The sequence below is a fragment of the Ensifer sp. 38_S197 genome, from assembly GCF_056924495.1.
In genome coordinates, this window is record NZ_JBXOVZ010000002.1 from 2,159,342 (window position 1) to 2,174,201 (window position 14,860).

The 14,860-nt window shown below is 62.4% G+C and carries 17 protein-coding genes; 8 read left to right on the forward strand and 9 right to left on the reverse strand.

The features are described 5' to 3' along the window. Positions 1-8: 8 nt before the first annotated feature. From argC to AC1Z3V_RS23550, 3 genes are all read right to left on the reverse strand, one after another. On the reverse strand, positions 9-941 hold the full coding sequence (argC, locus tag AC1Z3V_RS23540) for an N-acetyl-gamma-glutamyl-phosphate reductase (protein WP_483502054.1): 933 nt from the start codon (positions 939-941) through the stop codon (positions 9-11). Between the two features lie 151 nt (positions 942-1,092). Beyond that, positions 1,093-2,055, reverse strand: coding sequence for an agmatinase (speB, locus tag AC1Z3V_RS23545; RefSeq protein ID WP_483502056.1), 963 nt, complete (start codon positions 2,053-2,055; stop codon positions 1,093-1,095). 127 nt (positions 2,056-2,182) lie between these two features. Then, a complete protein-coding gene (locus tag AC1Z3V_RS23550; protein WP_429808670.1) occupies positions 2,183-2,974 on the reverse strand; it encodes a phenylalanine 4-monooxygenase in 792 nt (263 codons plus the stop codon). Between the two features lie 114 nt (positions 2,975-3,088). Here AC1Z3V_RS23550 and AC1Z3V_RS23555 point away from each other — a divergent pair, with 114 nt between their 5' ends. Continuing rightward, a complete protein-coding gene (locus AC1Z3V_RS23555) occupies positions 3,089-3,562 on the forward strand; it encodes an Lrp/AsnC family transcriptional regulator (RefSeq protein ID WP_429808673.1) in 474 nt (157 codons plus the stop codon). Positions 3,563-3,599: 37 nt separating this feature from the next. Here the strand turns inward: AC1Z3V_RS23555 and AC1Z3V_RS23560 are convergent, their stop codons facing one another. The 4 genes from AC1Z3V_RS23560 to AC1Z3V_RS23575 form a co-directional block, all read right to left on the reverse strand. Then, complete coding sequence (locus AC1Z3V_RS23560) at positions 3,600-3,938, reverse strand: antibiotic biosynthesis monooxygenase family protein (protein ID WP_483502058.1); 339 nt, start codon at positions 3,936-3,938, stop codon at positions 3,600-3,602. A gap of 104 nt (positions 3,939-4,042) precedes the next feature. Beyond that, complete coding sequence (gene rpsI, locus AC1Z3V_RS23565; RefSeq protein ID WP_173516154.1) at positions 4,043-4,510, reverse strand: 30S ribosomal protein S9; 468 nt, start codon at positions 4,508-4,510, stop codon at positions 4,043-4,045. Between the two features lie 2 nt (positions 4,511-4,512). After that, entirely contained in the window at positions 4,513-4,977 is a 465-nt protein-coding gene (rplM, locus tag AC1Z3V_RS23570) for a 50S ribosomal protein L13 (protein ID WP_429808678.1), read from the reverse strand. 225 nt (positions 4,978-5,202) lie between these two features. Further along, positions 5,203-5,634, reverse strand: a complete 432-nt coding sequence (locus AC1Z3V_RS23575) for a PaaI family thioesterase (RefSeq protein ID WP_483502060.1) — start codon at positions 5,632-5,634, stop codon at positions 5,203-5,205. Between the two features lie 166 nt (positions 5,635-5,800). Here AC1Z3V_RS23575 and AC1Z3V_RS23580 point away from each other — a divergent pair, with 166 nt between their 5' ends. Next, positions 5,801-6,622 carry an enoyl-CoA hydratase gene (locus AC1Z3V_RS23580; RefSeq protein WP_483502062.1) on the forward strand — a complete coding sequence of 274 codons (822 nt, stop codon included), beginning with the start codon at positions 5,801-5,803 and terminating at the stop codon, positions 6,620-6,622. Positions 6,623-6,625: 3 nt separating this feature from the next. On the opposite strand, the gene AC1Z3V_RS23585 is transcribed toward AC1Z3V_RS23580, so the two are convergent. Then, positions 6,626-7,462, reverse strand: a complete 837-nt coding sequence (locus AC1Z3V_RS23585) for an EamA family transporter (protein ID WP_483502064.1) — start codon at positions 7,460-7,462, stop codon at positions 6,626-6,628. A gap of 186 nt (positions 7,463-7,648) precedes the next feature. On the opposite strand from AC1Z3V_RS23585, the gene AC1Z3V_RS23590 reads away from it, so the two are divergent. The 3 genes from AC1Z3V_RS23590 (at position 7,649) to AC1Z3V_RS23600 (ending at position 9,935) form a co-directional block, all read left to right on the forward strand. Next, on the forward strand, positions 7,649-8,077 hold the full coding sequence (locus AC1Z3V_RS23590) for a CoA-binding protein (RefSeq protein ID WP_429808689.1): 429 nt from the start codon (positions 7,649-7,651) through the stop codon (positions 8,075-8,077). Positions 8,078-8,267: 190 nt separating this feature from the next. Further along, positions 8,268-9,551 (forward strand): O-acetylhomoserine aminocarboxypropyltransferase, encoded by a 1,284-nt coding sequence (locus AC1Z3V_RS23595; RefSeq protein ID WP_483502066.1) that lies wholly within the window; start codon positions 8,268-8,270, stop codon positions 9,549-9,551. Between the two features lie 39 nt (positions 9,552-9,590). Then, positions 9,591-9,935 carry a cupin domain-containing protein gene (locus tag AC1Z3V_RS23600; protein WP_429808695.1) on the forward strand — a complete coding sequence of 115 codons (345 nt, stop codon included), beginning with the start codon at positions 9,591-9,593 and terminating at the stop codon, positions 9,933-9,935. A 39-nt stretch (positions 9,936-9,974) separates the two neighbouring features. On the opposite strand, the gene AC1Z3V_RS23605 is transcribed toward AC1Z3V_RS23600, so the two are convergent. Further along, positions 9,975-11,213 carry a cytochrome P450 gene (locus tag AC1Z3V_RS23605; RefSeq protein ID WP_483502068.1) on the reverse strand — a complete coding sequence of 413 codons (1,239 nt, stop codon included), beginning with the start codon at positions 11,211-11,213 and terminating at the stop codon, positions 9,975-9,977. A gap of 207 nt (positions 11,214-11,420) precedes the next feature. On the opposite strand from AC1Z3V_RS23605, the gene AC1Z3V_RS23610 reads away from it, so the two are divergent. From AC1Z3V_RS23610 to AC1Z3V_RS23620, 3 genes are all read left to right on the forward strand, one after another. Continuing rightward, positions 11,421-12,068 carry a bleomycin resistance protein gene (locus tag AC1Z3V_RS23610; RefSeq protein ID WP_113536935.1) on the forward strand — a complete coding sequence of 216 codons (648 nt, stop codon included), beginning with the start codon at positions 11,421-11,423 and terminating at the stop codon, positions 12,066-12,068. Between the two features lie 162 nt (positions 12,069-12,230). Next, entirely contained in the window at positions 12,231-13,088 is an 858-nt protein-coding gene (locus AC1Z3V_RS23615; protein WP_483502070.1) for an endonuclease/exonuclease/phosphatase family protein, read from the forward strand. A 23-nt stretch (positions 13,089-13,111) separates the two neighbouring features. After that, complete coding sequence (locus AC1Z3V_RS23620; protein ID WP_483502071.1) at positions 13,112-14,671, forward strand: phospholipase D family protein; 1,560 nt, start codon at positions 13,112-13,114, stop codon at positions 14,669-14,671. Positions 14,672-14,860 lie beyond the last annotated feature (189 nt).

Here is a 14,860-nt window from a genome sequence, read left to right on the forward strand (position 1 = left end):
GTTGCCGTTTAGGCCGACAGCATCAGGTCCATGTTCTGGACGGCCGCGCCCGAGGCGCCCTTGCCGAGATTATCGAGCAGGGCGACGAGGTTCACGTGATTGCCGCCGCTGGTGCCGAAGACGAAGAGCTTCATCGTGTCCGTGCCGGCAAGCTCGGTCGCGTCGATGCGTGCGAGCTTTTCACTTTCCGCAAGCGGCACGACCTCGACGATCGACTGACCGGCATAGTGCTCGACCAGCGCCGCATGCACCGTCTCCAGTGTTGCGCCGGCGGCAAGATCTTCGAGGTAGAGCGGAACCTGGACGATCATGCCCTGCGCGAACTTGCCGACCGAGGGGGCGAAAATCGGAGCCCTATCGAGCAGGCCGTGCATCTTCATCTCGGGCACGTGCTTGTGCTTGAGCGGCAGGCCGTAGAGGAAGTGCGGTGCGCTGATGTGGTCCGGATTGGTCTCGTCCTCCATCTGCGCGATCATCTGCTTGCCGCCGCCGGTATAGCCGGAAACCGCGTTGACCGTGACCGGATAGCCGTCCGGCAGGATGCCGGCCTGGCGCAGCGGCCGGATCACGCCGATCGCGCCGGTCGGATAGCAGCCGGGATTGGCGACATGGCGGGCGTCGCGGATCTTCTCCGGCTGCGCCTTGTCCATTTCGGCAAAACCATAGGCCCAGTCGGGCGCAATGCGGTGCGCGGTCGATGTGTCGATGATGCGCACCTTGTTATTGCCGGCGACCATCGAAACCGCTTCGCGCGAGGCATCGTCCGGCAGGCAGAGGATCGCGATGTCGGCGTCGTTCAGGAGATCTTCGCGCATCGCGGCGTTGCGTCGTTCTGCTTCCGGTATGGAAAGCAGTTCCAGATCGCTGCGGCCGGCCATGCGCGTGCGGATCTGCAGGCCCGTGGTGCCGTGTTCGCCATCGATGAAGATCTTCGGTTTCATGATTTTCCCGTTCTGCCAGTAAGTTAGAGGTCGTTCCGGAATCAGTCTGGCATAGAATTGAATCATTTTCTCAACAGGCGGGCGGACCACCGCCAAGCCTGTCAGTTCCTATACAAGCAGCCGCCCTTCGTCGCAACGGCGGCGCTTGCTTTCAGCGCAGTGGCGCGCGCTCCGCAAGCTTTTCCGCATGCAGCCCCAGCATGTACATGGCGACGGTCGCGCCGGCGATCGCGGTGATATCGGCATGATCGTAGGCGGGCGCCACTTCCACGACGTCGCTGCCGACGACCGTCAGCGCGCCGAGCTTGCGCAGGACCGAAAGGATCTTGGCGCTCGACGGGCCGCCGGCGACCGGCGTGCCGGTGCCGGGCGCATAGGCCGGGTCGAGGCAGTCGATGTCGAAGGTGAGATAGGCTTTCCGCTCGCCCACCTGCCGGATGATCGTCTCGGCAATCTCGGTCGCGCTCATTTCTTCGACGTCATAGCCATAGAGGATACGAACGCCGCACTCGTCCGGCGCGTGGGTGCGGATGCCGATCTGGATCGAGGCGTCGGTGTCGATCAGGCCCTCGCGTGCGGCACGGCCGACGAAGGAGCCGTGATCGATGCGGCCGCGCTCGTCCGGCCAGGTATCCTGGTGGGCATCGAATTGCACGAGGGCGAGGGGGCCGTGGATGGCCGCATGCGCCTTCAGGATCGGGTAGGTGACGAAGTGGTCGCCGCCGAGTGTCTGCAGATAGGCGCCGGTCCTGAGAATCTTGGCGGCCTCGCGCTCGATCGTTGCCGGCGTCTTCGAATGGTTGCCGTAGTCGAGCAGGCAGTCGCCGTAGTCGATCGTCGCCATCTCCGAGAAGAGATCGCGCTCGAAGGGGTATTGCGGATCATTCTCGAAGATCGCCGAAGCGCGCCGAATCGCCTGTGGCCCAAAGCGAGCGCCGGGGCGGTTCGAGGTCGCGGCATCAAAAGGGATGCCCCAGACGACGGCATCGACGCCCTTCAACTGCTTCGAGTATTTGCGCCGCATGAAGGAGAGAATGCCGGCATGTGTCGGGTCGGATGCCGCTGATGTCAGTGAACGCGCCGTCAGCGCATGATCGATTGTCCTGTTGGCCATAGCCCGCCTCTGCTCCAGGGCGGGATAGGCGCACCCTGCGCGCGCATCCCGCTCCAACGTGTGGTGGCGAGACGTTGGACAATCGTCGCCGGCAAGGCAAGGCCCCTGCCGGCCGAATCTTTCGCGATTACGAGGCCTTGGCCTCGTAGGTCGGGGCAAAGTCGCCAAGCGCCTTCGCTTCGGTGATGCGCGCGGCGACATCCTCTTCGATGATCGTTTCGAGCTGCGCGAAGCTGTCGATCACGTAATAGATCGGCTGCACGATATCGATGCGATAGGGCGTGCGCAGCACGGTCATCAGGTCGAACGGACGGAACTCGATGCCAGGGGTTTCCATGGCATTTCGTGTCTCGTTCGGCGAAGACACGATGCCGGCACCATAGCAGCGACGACCCTTCGATGTGTTGATCAGACCGAACTCGACCGTGAACCAGAAGATCCGGAACATGTGCCACGAATAGCCCTTGCCGAGCGAAGCCGCCTTTTCGCCGAAGCGACGGACGAAATTCGCGTAGCTCTGGTTGGTGAGCAGCGGGCAATGGCCGAAGACTTCGTGGAAGATATCGGGCTCTTCGATGTAGTCGATATGCTCACGCCGCCGAATGAAAGTCGCCAGAGGAAACTTGCCTTGGGACAGGAGCTCGTAGAAGCGTGACGGCGGAATGAGGGCGGGAACGCCTTCCACACCGAAGCCGGTGGTCTCGGCCAACCGGCGGTTCACGTCCTTCAATTGCGGCACGTGATCGGGGCCTAGGTTGAGCGTCCTTGCGCCTTCCAGATATTCGTCGCAGGCCTTGTCGGCAAGAAGCTTCATCTGCCGCTGATAGAGCTCGCCCCAGATCGCATCCTCTTCCGGGGTGTAGAGATAGGTGCCGTCGGGCTCGGGCAGCTTGGCGGTATAAGTGCTTTCCTTGGTCATGACGCCTCCTCGCTCGTCAGAACAACTTCTTCTGTTGCAATTGTATCGCGATTGGAGCGAGTATTTGTTTCACAGTTGCCAGGCAGTGGACTATGAGCGGGAGAAAATTTCGGCATGCCGTCCGATGTGAAAGAAAATCTTCAGCCTTTGCGAAAGCTGTTGCGGCTGATTCAGGCCGATAGCGGCCAGTCTCTTTCGGAACTGGCGGAAAAGGCCGGCATGTCGCAAAGCTCGGCCTGGCGACGCCTGCAGGAACTGGAAGGCGACGGCGTCATCCGCAAGCGCGTGGCGCTGCTCGATCCGGCAAAGCTCGATCTCAAACTCTGCATCATCGCCCACGTGACCCTCGAGGACCATCACGACGAAGCGATCGCGGCCTTCTCGGCCGTGGTGCGCGACCGGCCGGAAATCATGGAGTGTTACGCTCTGTCGGGTACGTTCGACTACATGCTGAAGATCCGCGCGGCCGACGTCGAAAGCTACGACGCCTTCATGACGCGTTATCTGATGCGCAATCCGCATGTGCGCACGGTCGTATCGAGTTTCGTGTTGCGCGAACTCAAGTCGACCACCGAATTGCCGATCTGAAGCGGCTCAAAATGAGCGCCGCACGGAGCCGCCTCGTTTAAGTGCGCTCGAATCCGTACTGCCGTTCGATCTTGCCGACCCGCACCTGATAATCCTCGTACCAACGCTCGCGGCCTATCCGCTGGGCGGCAAGGTGACGGACGTTGCTTTTCCATGCCGTGATGCTCGCTTCGTCCGCCCAGTAGGAATTGGTAATGCCGAAGCCATCGCCGCCGCGCACGCTTTCGAGGCCGAGAAAGCCGGGCTGTTCGCGGGCAAGCCTCTCCATCTCCGCGCCCATGCTGTCATAGCCGTTGTCGCCGGCCGTGCGCCGTGAGGAGAAGGTGACGATGTAATAGGGAGGCGCTGGGGTCTTGGCGACGGGGGACGTGGTCATACGCTATGCCTCGGAAGGTCGACGTTATCGGATGTTATGCTGGTGACGATAACAAAAAAGGCGGAGCAAAGCCCCGCCTTTCCAGTGTCGCAGTTTGGAAGCGATTAACGCTTCGAGAACTGGAACGAACGACGTGCCTTCGCACGGCCGTACTTCTTGCGCTCGACCACGCGGCTGTCGCGGGTGAGGAAGCCACCACGCTTCAGAACGGAGCGCAGGCCCGGTTCGAAGTAGGTCAGCGCCTTGGCAATGCCGTGACGAACGGCACCGGCCTGGCCGGAGAGACCACCGCCAGCAACGGTCGCGTCGATGTCGAACTGGCCGTCACGGGCAGCAGCGACGATCGGCTGCTGCAGGATCATCTGCAGAACCGGACGGGCGAAGTAAGCCGAGTAGGGCTTGCCGTTGATGGTGATCTTGCCGGAGCCCGGCTTGACCCATACGCGGGCGACAGCGTCCTTACGCTTGCCGGTCGCGTAGGAGCGACCCTGGGCGTCGACCTTCTTGACGTGAACCGGAGCAGCCGGTTCCGCGGTCGTGGCGATGTCCTTGAGAGCGGAAAGGTCAGCCATTATCAGGCGCTCCTTGTGTTCTTGCTGTTCAGCTTGGCGACGTCGAGGACGGCCGGCTGCTGTGCTTCATGCGGGTGGTTGGCGCCTGCGTAAACGCGCAGGTTCTTCATCTGGCGACGGCCGAGCGGACCACGCGGAACCATGCGCTCGACGGCCTTCTCGATGACGCGCTCCGGGAAGCGGCCTTCGATGATCTGGCGAGCGGTGCGCTCCTTGATGCCGCCGGGGTAGCCGGTGTGCCAGTAGTACTTCTTGTCGGTGTACTTCTTGCCCGTCAGAACTGCCTTCTCGGCGTTGATGACGATGACGTTGTCGCCGTCGTCAACATGCGGGGTGAAGGTAGCTTTGTGCTTGCCGCGCAGGCGGTTTGCGATGATGGAAGCGAGGCGACCGACAACGAGGCCTTCGGCGTCGATGATGATCCACTTCTTCTCCACCTCTGCAGGCTTCTGAACGAAGGTTGCCATATCAAAACTCTTTCTTTGGACCCGAGCGGCGAACCGCCGGGCGTTTCTTGTTGCTTGGTTTTGGCCGGTCTCCCGGACAAAAGAAGAAAGCGGCCCTTGAGGACCGCGATCTGCGGCAGCTTATACGCAAGTGCGAAACAAGCGTCAAGAACGCGAAATCAGCGTGCTGGAAATAAAGTCAAGCAAAAACAATAGGTTATACTTATGGTATTTTGATACCACAAATTAGCGTGGTGGAATCGAATAGGTCGCCGTTGCATGCGCGACGAGATCGTCACCGCCGACCTTGACGATCGATGCGTCGAGAACGGCCAGCCGCTTGCCGAGTTTCAGGATCCGGCAGGTGCATTCGAGCGGTTCCGGCTCGGGCTTGCGCAGGAAATTGATGTTGAGATTGGTGGTGACTGCAAGCGCGATCGGTCCGATATGGGCGATCAGCGCGATATAGGCGGAAACGTCGGCAAGCGCGAAGAGGGTAGGGCCCGAGACGGTGCCGCCCGGGCGGATGTGCCGCTCGTTCGGATCGAGCCGCATCGTGGCAAAGCCGGGACCGACCGCCGTGACATGAAAGACCTTGCCGTCGGTATGGACCTGCGGAAAATCCGTGTCGAGAAACCGGTTGAGGTCGTCGACGGTCATGATCGGCTCGATGGTCATTCATTGCATCCTTCAACATATCTGCCGCCACCTGAAACCGACCGGCGGCCGGACGCAAGGCGGAAAAAGGTCTTAGACGGAATGCGCCGCTGGTTCTCCCGCCAGCTTGCACCGCACGCGCGTCCGGCGTACCACCAAGCCCGAGTTCACGTTTCAGGAGAAGATCATGGCCGAGGTCGTATCGTTCAGGAAGGAAGAGCCGAACGGGATGCTGCTGCGCGAACGCTCCGGGCCGGTGTTGCGGCTGACGCTTAACAATCCGCCGGCCAACGTGCTTTCGATCGCCATGATGGAGGCCTTGCACGCGGAGTTCGATGCAATCGCCGCCTCCAAGGAAATCAAGGTCGTCGTGCTCGCCGCTTCGGGCAAACTCTTTTCCGCCGGCCACGATCTCAAGGAAATGACTGTGCATCGCGAGGACGACGATCGGGGCAGAGCCTTCTTCGAACAGACGATCCGCATGGCCGCTGAGTTGATGCTGAAGATCAACCGGCTGCCGCAGGCGGTGATTGCCGAGATCGACGGGCTTGCGACGGCGGCCGGCTGCCAGCTTGTGGCAAGCTGCGACCTGGCGATCTGCACCGACAGCTCCACCTTCTGTACGCCCGGCGTCAATATCGGCCTCTTCTGCTCGACGCCGATGGTCGCGCTCACGCGTGCGGCGCATCGCAAGCAGGCGATGGAGATGCTCTTGACCGGCGAGACCATCGACGCCTCGACCGCCAAGGATTTCGGCCTCGTCAACCGCATCGTGCCGCAGCAATATCTGCGCCAGGTCGTCGACAAATATGCCGCGGTGATCGCGTCGAAGTCGCCGCAGGCGCTGAAGATCGGCAAGGAGGCCTTCTATCGCCAGGCCGAGATGGACCTGCCGGATGCCTATGACTACGCCGTCGGTGTCATGGTCGAGAACATGCTGGCTCGCGATGCCGAGGATGGTATCGGTGCCTTCCTCGGCAAGCGCATGCCGGAATGGAAGGAAGACTGACGGTCAGGCGAGCTTCAGGAGCAGCGCGCCGAGTGCAATGACGCAGGCAGCGGCGATGCGCCAGACGCTGACCGGCTCCTTGAGGAACACGACCGAGATGACCACCGCAAAGAGGATCGAGGTCTCGCGGAGCGCCGCGACGGTAGCGACCGGCGCCTTGGTCATCGCCCAGAGCGCCAGGCCGTAAGCGCCGATCGACCCGGCGCCGCCGATGAGTCCGCGCCACCAGTTCTTGTAGACGTGGCGGGCGACCGGCTTGATGCCGCGTCGGGCGAAGGCCCAGGTGAAGAGCAGTGCTGGCGGCAGCAGGGCCATCCACAGCGTGTAGGAAATGGGATTGCCCGAGACGCGCGCGCCGATGCCGTCGACATAAGTGTAGCAGGCGATGACGCAGGCGTTGAGGAGGGCGAGCACGATCGCGTGTTTCCCGCCCTTTCGCGACTCGAAGGCGAGTGTCAGTACGCCGGCCGAGATCGTCAGAATGCCGATCATCGTACCGAACGAAAGCTGCTCACCGATCAAGGCACCGCTGGTGGCCGCGACGATCAAGGGCGCGGTGCCGCGCATCAGGGGATAGACGAGACCGATGTCGCCGGCGCGATAGGAGGCGGCGACAAGCTGGAAATAGGCAAACTGGAACAGCGCCGAAACCAGGATGTAGGGCCAGGCTTCCGGTTTCGGCAGGGGCAGGAAGGGCAGGAAGGGGATTGCCACGGCGGCGGCCCCGAGCGCGATCATTGCTGCGTCGAGCGATTTTTCCGAGCCTGCCTTGACCAGGGCATTCCAGGTCGCGTGCAACAACGCCCCGAACAGGACGAGCGCAATGACTTCAACGGGCAAGATGGGACCTCGGAAACGATGTGGCAGGCTTTATGACGCTTGTCGCGCCGCTCGGCCGTAAATGCAATCGGAAAGTGTCGCGGCGGCGATCGTCTTGAGCGACACGCGGGAAGTATGGAGCGCGCAGTTGACTTGCCGGGTCCCGGCATCATTATACGGCCGTTACAATGGACCCCGTAGCCTTAGATGAACCACGACGCCTATCCGGACTACTATCTCGCCGACATCCTGCGCGAGACCAAGACGATCGCCCTCGTAGGCGCCTCGCCGAATGCCGAGCGACCGAGCCATCGGGTCATGGCGTTCCTGTTGCGCAAGGGCTATCGGGTGATCCCGATCAATCCCGGTCACGTCGGCAAGACCTTACTCGGCCAGACGGTTGTCGGCAGGCTGGCCGACGTCAAGGAACCGATCGACATGGTCGACGTCTTCCGCGCGGCCTATGCCTTGCCGGCGCTCGTCGACGAGATCCTGGCGCTTGACCGATTGCCGAAGGTGATCTGGGGCCAGCTCTCCGTGCGCCACGACGGCGCAGCGGCAAAAGCGGAAGCTGCCGGGATCAAGGTGGTGATGGACCGCTGTCCGGCGATCGAGTATCCGCGGCTGATCGGCTGAGATAGGGCACGGTCCGCGCAACCGTCAGTTTCGCAAAAATCCTCTTTGACCGCACACGTAGGCTCTGGAATAGTGCCGCCACCTCCGCGCTGGCCGCGGAGGGTCGATTGCGGGTCACACACAGATTCAAAGTGATAGGGCGTCCTCGGCGCGCCGGCTGGCGCGGCGCTCGGGTCATGGGAGGTACGAAATGACGAAAGACAATCCTGGTTTCAACACGCTCGCAATCCACGCCGGAGCGCAGCCTGATCCGACCACGGGGGCGCGGGCGACGCCGATCTACCAGACGACGAGCTTCGTCTTCAACGATACCGACCATGCCGCGGCGCTTTTCGGTCTCCAGCAGTTCGGCAACATCTACACCCGCATCATGAACCCGACCCAGGCTGTGCTGGAAGAGCGCATCGCTGCGCTCGAAGGCGGCACGGCGGCGCTGGCGGTTGCCTCCGGCCATGCGGCACAGTTGCTCGTCTTCCACACGATCATGAGCCCAGGCGACAACTTCGTCGCGGCCAACCGGCTCTATGGCGGCTCGGTCAACCAGTTCGGCCATGCCTTCAAGTCCTTCGACTGGCAGGTGCGCTGGGCCGATCCGAGCGACCCGGCCTCCTTCGAGGCGAAGATCGATCGGCGCACCAAGGCGATCTTCATCGAAAGCCTCGCCAATCCCGGCGGCACCTTCGTCGACATCGCCGCGATCGCCGAGATTGCCCGCAGGCACGAATTGCCTCTGATCGTCGACAACACCATGGCGACGCCCTACCTGCTGCGGCCGCTGGAGCATGGCGCCGATATCGTCGTGCATTCGCTGACGAAGTTCATCGGCGGCCATGGCAATTCGATGGGTGGCGTCATCGTCGACGGCGGCACTTTCGACTGGTCGAAGTCCGGCAAGTATCCGATGCTTTCGGAGCCGCGTCCGGAATATACCGGCGTCGTCCTGCACCAGGCCTTCGGCAATATCGCCTTTGCGATTGCCGCCCGTGTCCTGGGCCTGCGCGATTTCGGCCCGGCAATCTCGCCGTTCAATGCCTTCATGCTCGTGACCGGTGCCGAGACCCTGCCTCTGCGCATGCAGCGCCATTGCGACAACGCGCTTGCGGTCGCCAAGTGGCTGAAGACGCACGACAAGGTGTCGTGGGTAAGCTATGCCGGGCTTGAGGACGACCCCAACCACGCGCTTCAGCAGCGCTATTCGCCGAAGGGGGCTGGCGCCGTTTTTACCTTCGGTCTCAAGGGTGGCTACGAGGCCGGCAAGCGCTTCGTCGAGGGGCTGGAAATGTTCTCGCATCTCGCCAATATCGGCGACACGCGCTCGCTCGTCATTCACCCGGCCTCGACCACCCATCGGCAACTGACGCCCGAGCAACAGGTGGCGGCCGGTGCCGGACCGGATGTCGTCCGTCTCTCGGTCGGCATCGAGGACGTCTCCGACATCATCGCCGATCTCGAGCAGTCGCTGGCCAAGCTCTGAAACAGGAGGGGAGGCGACGCCTCCCGCGAAGGTGCCAAAATGACGAAAATGCAGAAATTCGATCTGTCTTCCGTCGAGGCGGAAACCGGTACGCCGGCCGCCGACCGGCTGATTTCCGGGGTGCCGCAATTCCGGACCTGGAACCTGGAGGAGGCCGAGGGCGGCCTCTACGCCGGGGTATGGGAATCGACGCCGGGCAAATGGCGGATCGTCTACGAGGAGTGGGAATATTTCCACATCATCTCCGGCTATTCGATCGTCACGCAGGATGGTGGCGAGGCGGCGCATCTGCGTGCCGGCGACAGCATGATCCTGCGCCCCGGTTTCGAAGGCACCTGGGAAGTCGTCGAGACCACGCGCAAGGATTACGTCATCCGCCTTTAATCGCCGCAGCACCGGAGACTGGCAGGGCTTCGGTGCGGCTCACCAGACCAGGTCGAGGCGCTCCAGTCCGTGGAAATGGAACGCATCCTTCACCTTGGGTTCGTTCGTCAGCCGCATGTTCGGCAGCCGCCGAAACAGGATCGGCAGCGATAGATTGAGCTCAAGCCGAGCCAGCGGCGCGCCGATGCAGAAATGCAGGCCGGCGCCGAAGGAGACATTGACGCCTTCGTCACGCGTCGGCCGAAACACATTCGGGTCCGTGAACTTTTTCGGGTCGACATTGGCCGCCCCGAGCAAAAGGCCGATCTTGTCACCCTTTCGAAGCGTGATGCCGTCACCGAGCTCGACGTCCGTCAGGGCATAGCGCTGGAAAATATGCAGCGGTGCCGCAAAGCGCAGGCACTCCTCGATCGTCAGCGGCGTTGCCGCTTCCGTGGCAAACAGGTCCGTGGTCGAGAGTCCGGATTGCAGGATGGTTTTGACGGCATTGCCGATCTGATGCACCGTTGCTTCGTGACCGGCATTAAGGAGCAGGGCAGTGGTCGAGACCAGCTCTGCCTCGGAAAGTCGCTCGCCATCCTTTTCCGAGGTGATCATGTGCGTCAGCAGGTCGTCGGCGGGGTTGCGGCGTTTCTCTGCGATGATCTTTCGGAGATAATCGGCAAAGTCGGCGGAAGCCTGGTTGGCGTCGAGCTCGGTTTCGTAGCTCGGGTCGAAGACATACATTTTGACCATGCGGTGCGACCAGTCGAGAAGGTCGGGCGCCGCCTCGACGGGAATGCCGAGCATGCGGGCGATGATCGTCACGGGAAGCGCTTCCGCAAAGGTCTTCAGCAATTCGACCTGACCGTCGTTTGCAAAGCTGTCGATCAGGGCATGCGACAGCCGCTCGATATCCGGTCTCAACTGCTCGATCTGCCGCGAGACGAAGGCGCGGTTGACGAGTGTGCGCAGGCGGGTGTGTGCCGGCGGTTCGAGCTCCAGCAGCGAATGCTCCTCGAGCGCGTCGAAATCCTTCAAATGCGGCTTCGGTGCCGGAAGGCCAACCTCTTCGCGTGTCGCCACATGCAGGATCTGCCGGCCGAAACGCCGGTCGCGCAGCAGCGTGTTCACCTGGTCGTAGCCAGCGAAATACCATTGTTGCCGCTCTTCCCAGAAGAAGGCCGGGCATTGCGCGTGGATCTCGGCATAGGCGGCGAGTGGATCACTGTAGAACGCGGGATCGCGCGCGTCGATGGAAACGCGCCTTTGGGCGCCGTCAATGGCAATGGCAGGCATGCAACGGGCTCTTCCCAAGTTTGGATCGACGCCTATTTCTACGGGAACCGGCGTTCGGCCGGCAAGTGCCGATATCCCTCCGCTCACTCCGGGACGGCGTTGACAGTGCCGGCGATGGCGGTCAATCTCGTGGCGCTGCGTAGGGCGCATCGGCAAGAGGCTGAAAGGGCAATGCCCGCCTACGGAAGACACACCGTAGTTGCGCCCATGCCAAACCTTGAAAACCTGAAGAAGCAGGCGAAGCAGTATCTCAAATGGCATCGCGAACGGTACCATCCGGTCGCCGCCGAGATCAGGGCTGCGTTGCCGCGTTTCCGTGGCCTTGATGACGACGCCATTCTCAAGTCGGAGTTCAAGCTCGCCGACGCGCAGGAGCTGATTGCGCGTCAATCGGGATTCGACAGTTGGCAGGCGCTCAAATCAGGAGCCCTGACAATGACCACACACTCAACTCCCACCACATCGCAGCCGCTGCTGCAATCGATCGCCGCACAGCTGTTTGTCGCCGATATCAAGGCCTCATGCGCTTTCTACACGGAGAAGCTCGGCTTTACCGTCGATTTCGTCTACGGCGAGCCGCCCTTCTATGGGCAGGTCGTTCGAGACAATGCCAGGCTCGCTCTACGGCTGGTCTGCGAGCCGGTTTTCGTCGGCGACATTCGCGAGCGCGAAGACCTGCTATCGGCGGCCATCACGCTCGAAACCGCCAATGACATCAAGCAATTGTTCCTGGCCTATCAGGCGGCTGGTGTGTGTTTTCACCAGCCTTTGCGGACGGAACCCTGGGGCGCACGCACCTTCATCGTGCTTGATCCGGACGGAAATCTGATCCTGTTCGCAGGGCCGGCTGACTGAGTGAGGTTGGCGACAATGGACACCGGCGCTGCTCCTGCAGGACCGGCGTCCAGCCATTCGACGCGACAACGCAGTTGCGAAACAACTTCCGTCCCTGACCCTTTTTCAGTGGCGCCCGGTGACCTATTTGCGCAATGATGCGGGCAGCAGACAGGGAGCGGCATGGCAAAAAACCAGTCCAGTCTATCGGCGGGGATCGTCGCAGCGATCCGCAAGCGGCGCCCCACGGTCGTCCATCGCGAAACCGCGGTGAACCGCGGCGACATCGTCATCGCCTCCTATAACATCCACAAATGTGTCGGCACGGACGGGCGGTTCGATCCCGGGCGGACGGCCCATGTGATCGGCGAGCTGGGTGCCGATATCGTTGCGCTTCAGGAGGCGGACCAGCGCTTCGGGGAGCGCGCCGGGCTTCTCGATCTCGACCACCTCCGCCGAGAAGCCCACCTCGTTTCGGTGCCGATCTCCGGGTTTTCCGCGAAGGGGCATGGGTGGCACGGCAATGTGCTGCTGCTGCGCGAGGGAGCGGTTTCGGACGTGCGGCAACTGAAACTGCCGGGCGTCGAGCCGCGTGGTGCCCTCGTCGTCGATCTCGACCTGAAGGTCGGCCCATTGCGCATCATCGCCGCCCATCTCGGTCTTCTCAGGCATTCCCGCGCTCAGCAGGCCGAGGCAATCCTCGAGGCGGCGGCCGATGCGAACGGGCGGCCGACCTTGCTGATCGGCGATCTCAACGAGTGGCGCATGGGCCGGCGCTCGTCGCTGTCGTTCCTCAGTCCGGTTTTCGATCCGTCGCATGCCACGGTCGCGAGCTTTCCGTCGCGCTTTCCCCTGCTTCCGCTCGATCGCGTGCTTGGCAATCCACACCACCTGGTAACCTCGGTCGCCGTGCATGACTCACCGCTTGCGCGGATCGCCTCGGATCATCTGCCGATAAAAGCCTCGATCGCCTTGAAGGCTGCCCAGCAGGAACACCGAGACGGAAATCGGGTCAATGCCGGTCGCACGGGATCGGCCTGACGCGGGCGCGGGGCGAGCTTTCGATGTTGTCCTCCGTCCTGATCGCCGCTGCTATCATCGTCGGTGTGGTTATTTCGGCCATCCTCTACATCTACGGCCGGTTCGGCCGGCGCCCGCATGGGCTGCCGTCGACCGCGCTCCCGGTGGACGAGGCCGGAACCGAACTCGATCGGCATCTGGTGCCTCTTCTTGCAGCCCATCCAGCGGCAAATGGCGTGTCGCTCGTCTCCGACAATATCGAGGCTCTGGTGGTGCGCGCGCATGCGGCGCGGCGCGCCGGTCGAAGCCTCGATCTGCAGTATTATTATTGGAAGGATGACCTGACCGGTCTTTTGCTGGCTCGCGAGATTCTGGCCGCCGCCGACAGGGACGTACGTGTCCGGCTGCTGCTCGACGACATCAATGCCGGCATTCACGATCGCATGTGCATCGCGCTTGACGCCCACCCCAATATCGACGTGCGGCTCTTCAACCCGAGCCGGGCGCGGACCGATCGCTTTCGTCGCGGCTTCGAAATGGCGATCCGTGCCTTCAGCGCCACCCGCCGCATGCACAACAAGCTGTGGGTGGCGGATGGTCGCATCGCCATCGCCGGTGGGCGCAACATCGGCGACGCCTATTTCGACGCTGCCGAACTCTCCAACTTCCGCGACCTCGACGTCTGGATGGTGGGGCCGGTGCTGGAACAGGCGTCTGCCATGTTCGACCGCTATTGGAACAGCGCCTCGGTTCTCCCGATCGCGGCGCTGCGCACACCGCGCAAGCAATATCTGCCGGCGCTCCGCGACGCCGTCGATGGGCTTGCCCGGACGCCGGCGGGCCGGTTCTACGTCGAACGAGTCGACAGCGCGGTCAAAGAGGCCGACATCTATCACGGCTCGCGACGCCTTCACTGGAGTTCGGAAATCCGCCTGGCATCGGACCCGCCGGAAAAGGCGCTGATGCAGCGGCGGCAGAACTGGTTGCTGCGTGAGCTCTTCCCGTTGATAGAGGCGGCCGCGAGGGATCTCAGGATCATTTCACCTTATTTCATTCCCGGCGTTGCCGGGACGCGCGAGCTTACCTCCATTGCGGCGCGGGGCGCGCGCGTCTCGGTGCTGACCAACTCTCTTGCTGCGACGGATGTCGCAGCCGTTCACGGCGGGTACGTCAAGTATCGCCGCAAACTCGTGCGCGCCGGCGTGGAACTCTTCGAATTGAAGGAACAGGGCGATGTCGCCGAAGGACATCGCATGTCGTTGTTCGGCGCGCGCAATGCGAGCCTGCATAGCAAGGCTTTCGTTGTCGATGGCCGACACGGCTTCGTCGGCTCGATGAACTTCGATCCGCGCTCCGCATCGCTCAACACGGAAATGGGCGTGGTGTTTGCGGACGAGGCTCTTGCCGGCGAACTCGCCGGCATGTTCGAAGAGGAGACTTCGCCGTCGATCAGCTATCGGCTCGGAATGGACGGTTCACGGCTTGTCTGGCGTGATCGCGCCAACGGTTCCGAGAGGCTGCTGCGGCACGAGCCGGATGCCAGCCTTGCGAGGCGTTTGATGGCCAACCTGATCCGCATTCTGCCAATCGAGTCCCAGCTCTGACGAAGCGATGGATCGGCTGCATGATTTGCCGTTCGTTTACCGAGGTCATCGAACCCTGTGCGAAACGCTCGGTCGCGGCGGGCTTGCGCCGCGCTTATCGGCGAAAAAAGGCTCTATTGACAACCATGTGTGGAGGAGTGCCGGACTTCGCAGCAAAGCGGGGCGTTCGATTAAGGTTATCGAAGCTTC

Excerpts from the sequence above, each read along its gene's own strand:
- argC (WP_483502054.1), bottom strand. The coding sequence starts at position 941 with ATGAAACCGAAGATCTTCATCGATGGCGAACACGGCACCACGGGCCTG.
- speB (WP_483502056.1), bottom strand. The coding sequence starts at position 2,055 with ATGGCCAACAGGACAATCGATCATGCGCTGACGGCGCGTTCACTGACA.
- AC1Z3V_RS23550 (WP_429808670.1), bottom strand. The coding sequence starts at position 2,974 with ATGACCAAGGAAAGCACTTATACCGCCAAGCTGCCCGAGCCCGACGGC.
- AC1Z3V_RS23555 (WP_429808673.1), top strand. The coding sequence starts at position 3,089 with ATGCCGTCCGATGTGAAAGAAAATCTTCAGCCTTTGCGAAAGCTGTTG.
- AC1Z3V_RS23560 (WP_483502058.1), bottom strand. The coding sequence starts at position 3,938 with ATGACCACGTCCCCCGTCGCCAAGACCCCAGCGCCTCCCTATTACATC.
- rpsI (WP_173516154.1), bottom strand. The coding sequence starts at position 4,510 with ATGGCTGACCTTTCCGCTCTCAAGGACATCGCCACGACCGCGGAACCG.
- rplM (WP_429808678.1), bottom strand. The coding sequence starts at position 4,977 with ATGGCAACCTTCGTTCAGAAGCCTGCAGAGGTGGAGAAGAAGTGGATC.
- AC1Z3V_RS23575 (WP_483502060.1), bottom strand. The coding sequence starts at position 5,634 with ATGACCATCGAGCCGATCATGACCGTCGACGACCTCAACCGGTTTCTC.
- AC1Z3V_RS23580 (WP_483502062.1), top strand. The coding sequence starts at position 5,801 with ATGGCCGAGGTCGTATCGTTCAGGAAGGAAGAGCCGAACGGGATGCTG.
- AC1Z3V_RS23590 (WP_429808689.1), top strand. The coding sequence starts at position 7,649 with ATGAACCACGACGCCTATCCGGACTACTATCTCGCCGACATCCTGCGC.
- AC1Z3V_RS23595 (WP_483502066.1), top strand. The coding sequence starts at position 8,268 with ATGACGAAAGACAATCCTGGTTTCAACACGCTCGCAATCCACGCCGGA.
- AC1Z3V_RS23600 (WP_429808695.1), top strand. The coding sequence starts at position 9,591 with ATGACGAAAATGCAGAAATTCGATCTGTCTTCCGTCGAGGCGGAAACC.
- AC1Z3V_RS23605 (WP_483502068.1), bottom strand. The coding sequence starts at position 11,213 with ATGCCTGCCATTGCCATTGACGGCGCCCAAAGGCGCGTTTCCATCGAC.
- AC1Z3V_RS23610 (WP_113536935.1), top strand. The coding sequence starts at position 11,421 with ATGCCAAACCTTGAAAACCTGAAGAAGCAGGCGAAGCAGTATCTCAAA.
- AC1Z3V_RS23615 (WP_483502070.1), top strand. The coding sequence starts at position 12,231 with ATGGCAAAAAACCAGTCCAGTCTATCGGCGGGGATCGTCGCAGCGATC.
- AC1Z3V_RS23620 (WP_483502071.1), top strand. The coding sequence starts at position 13,112 with ATGTTGTCCTCCGTCCTGATCGCCGCTGCTATCATCGTCGGTGTGGTT.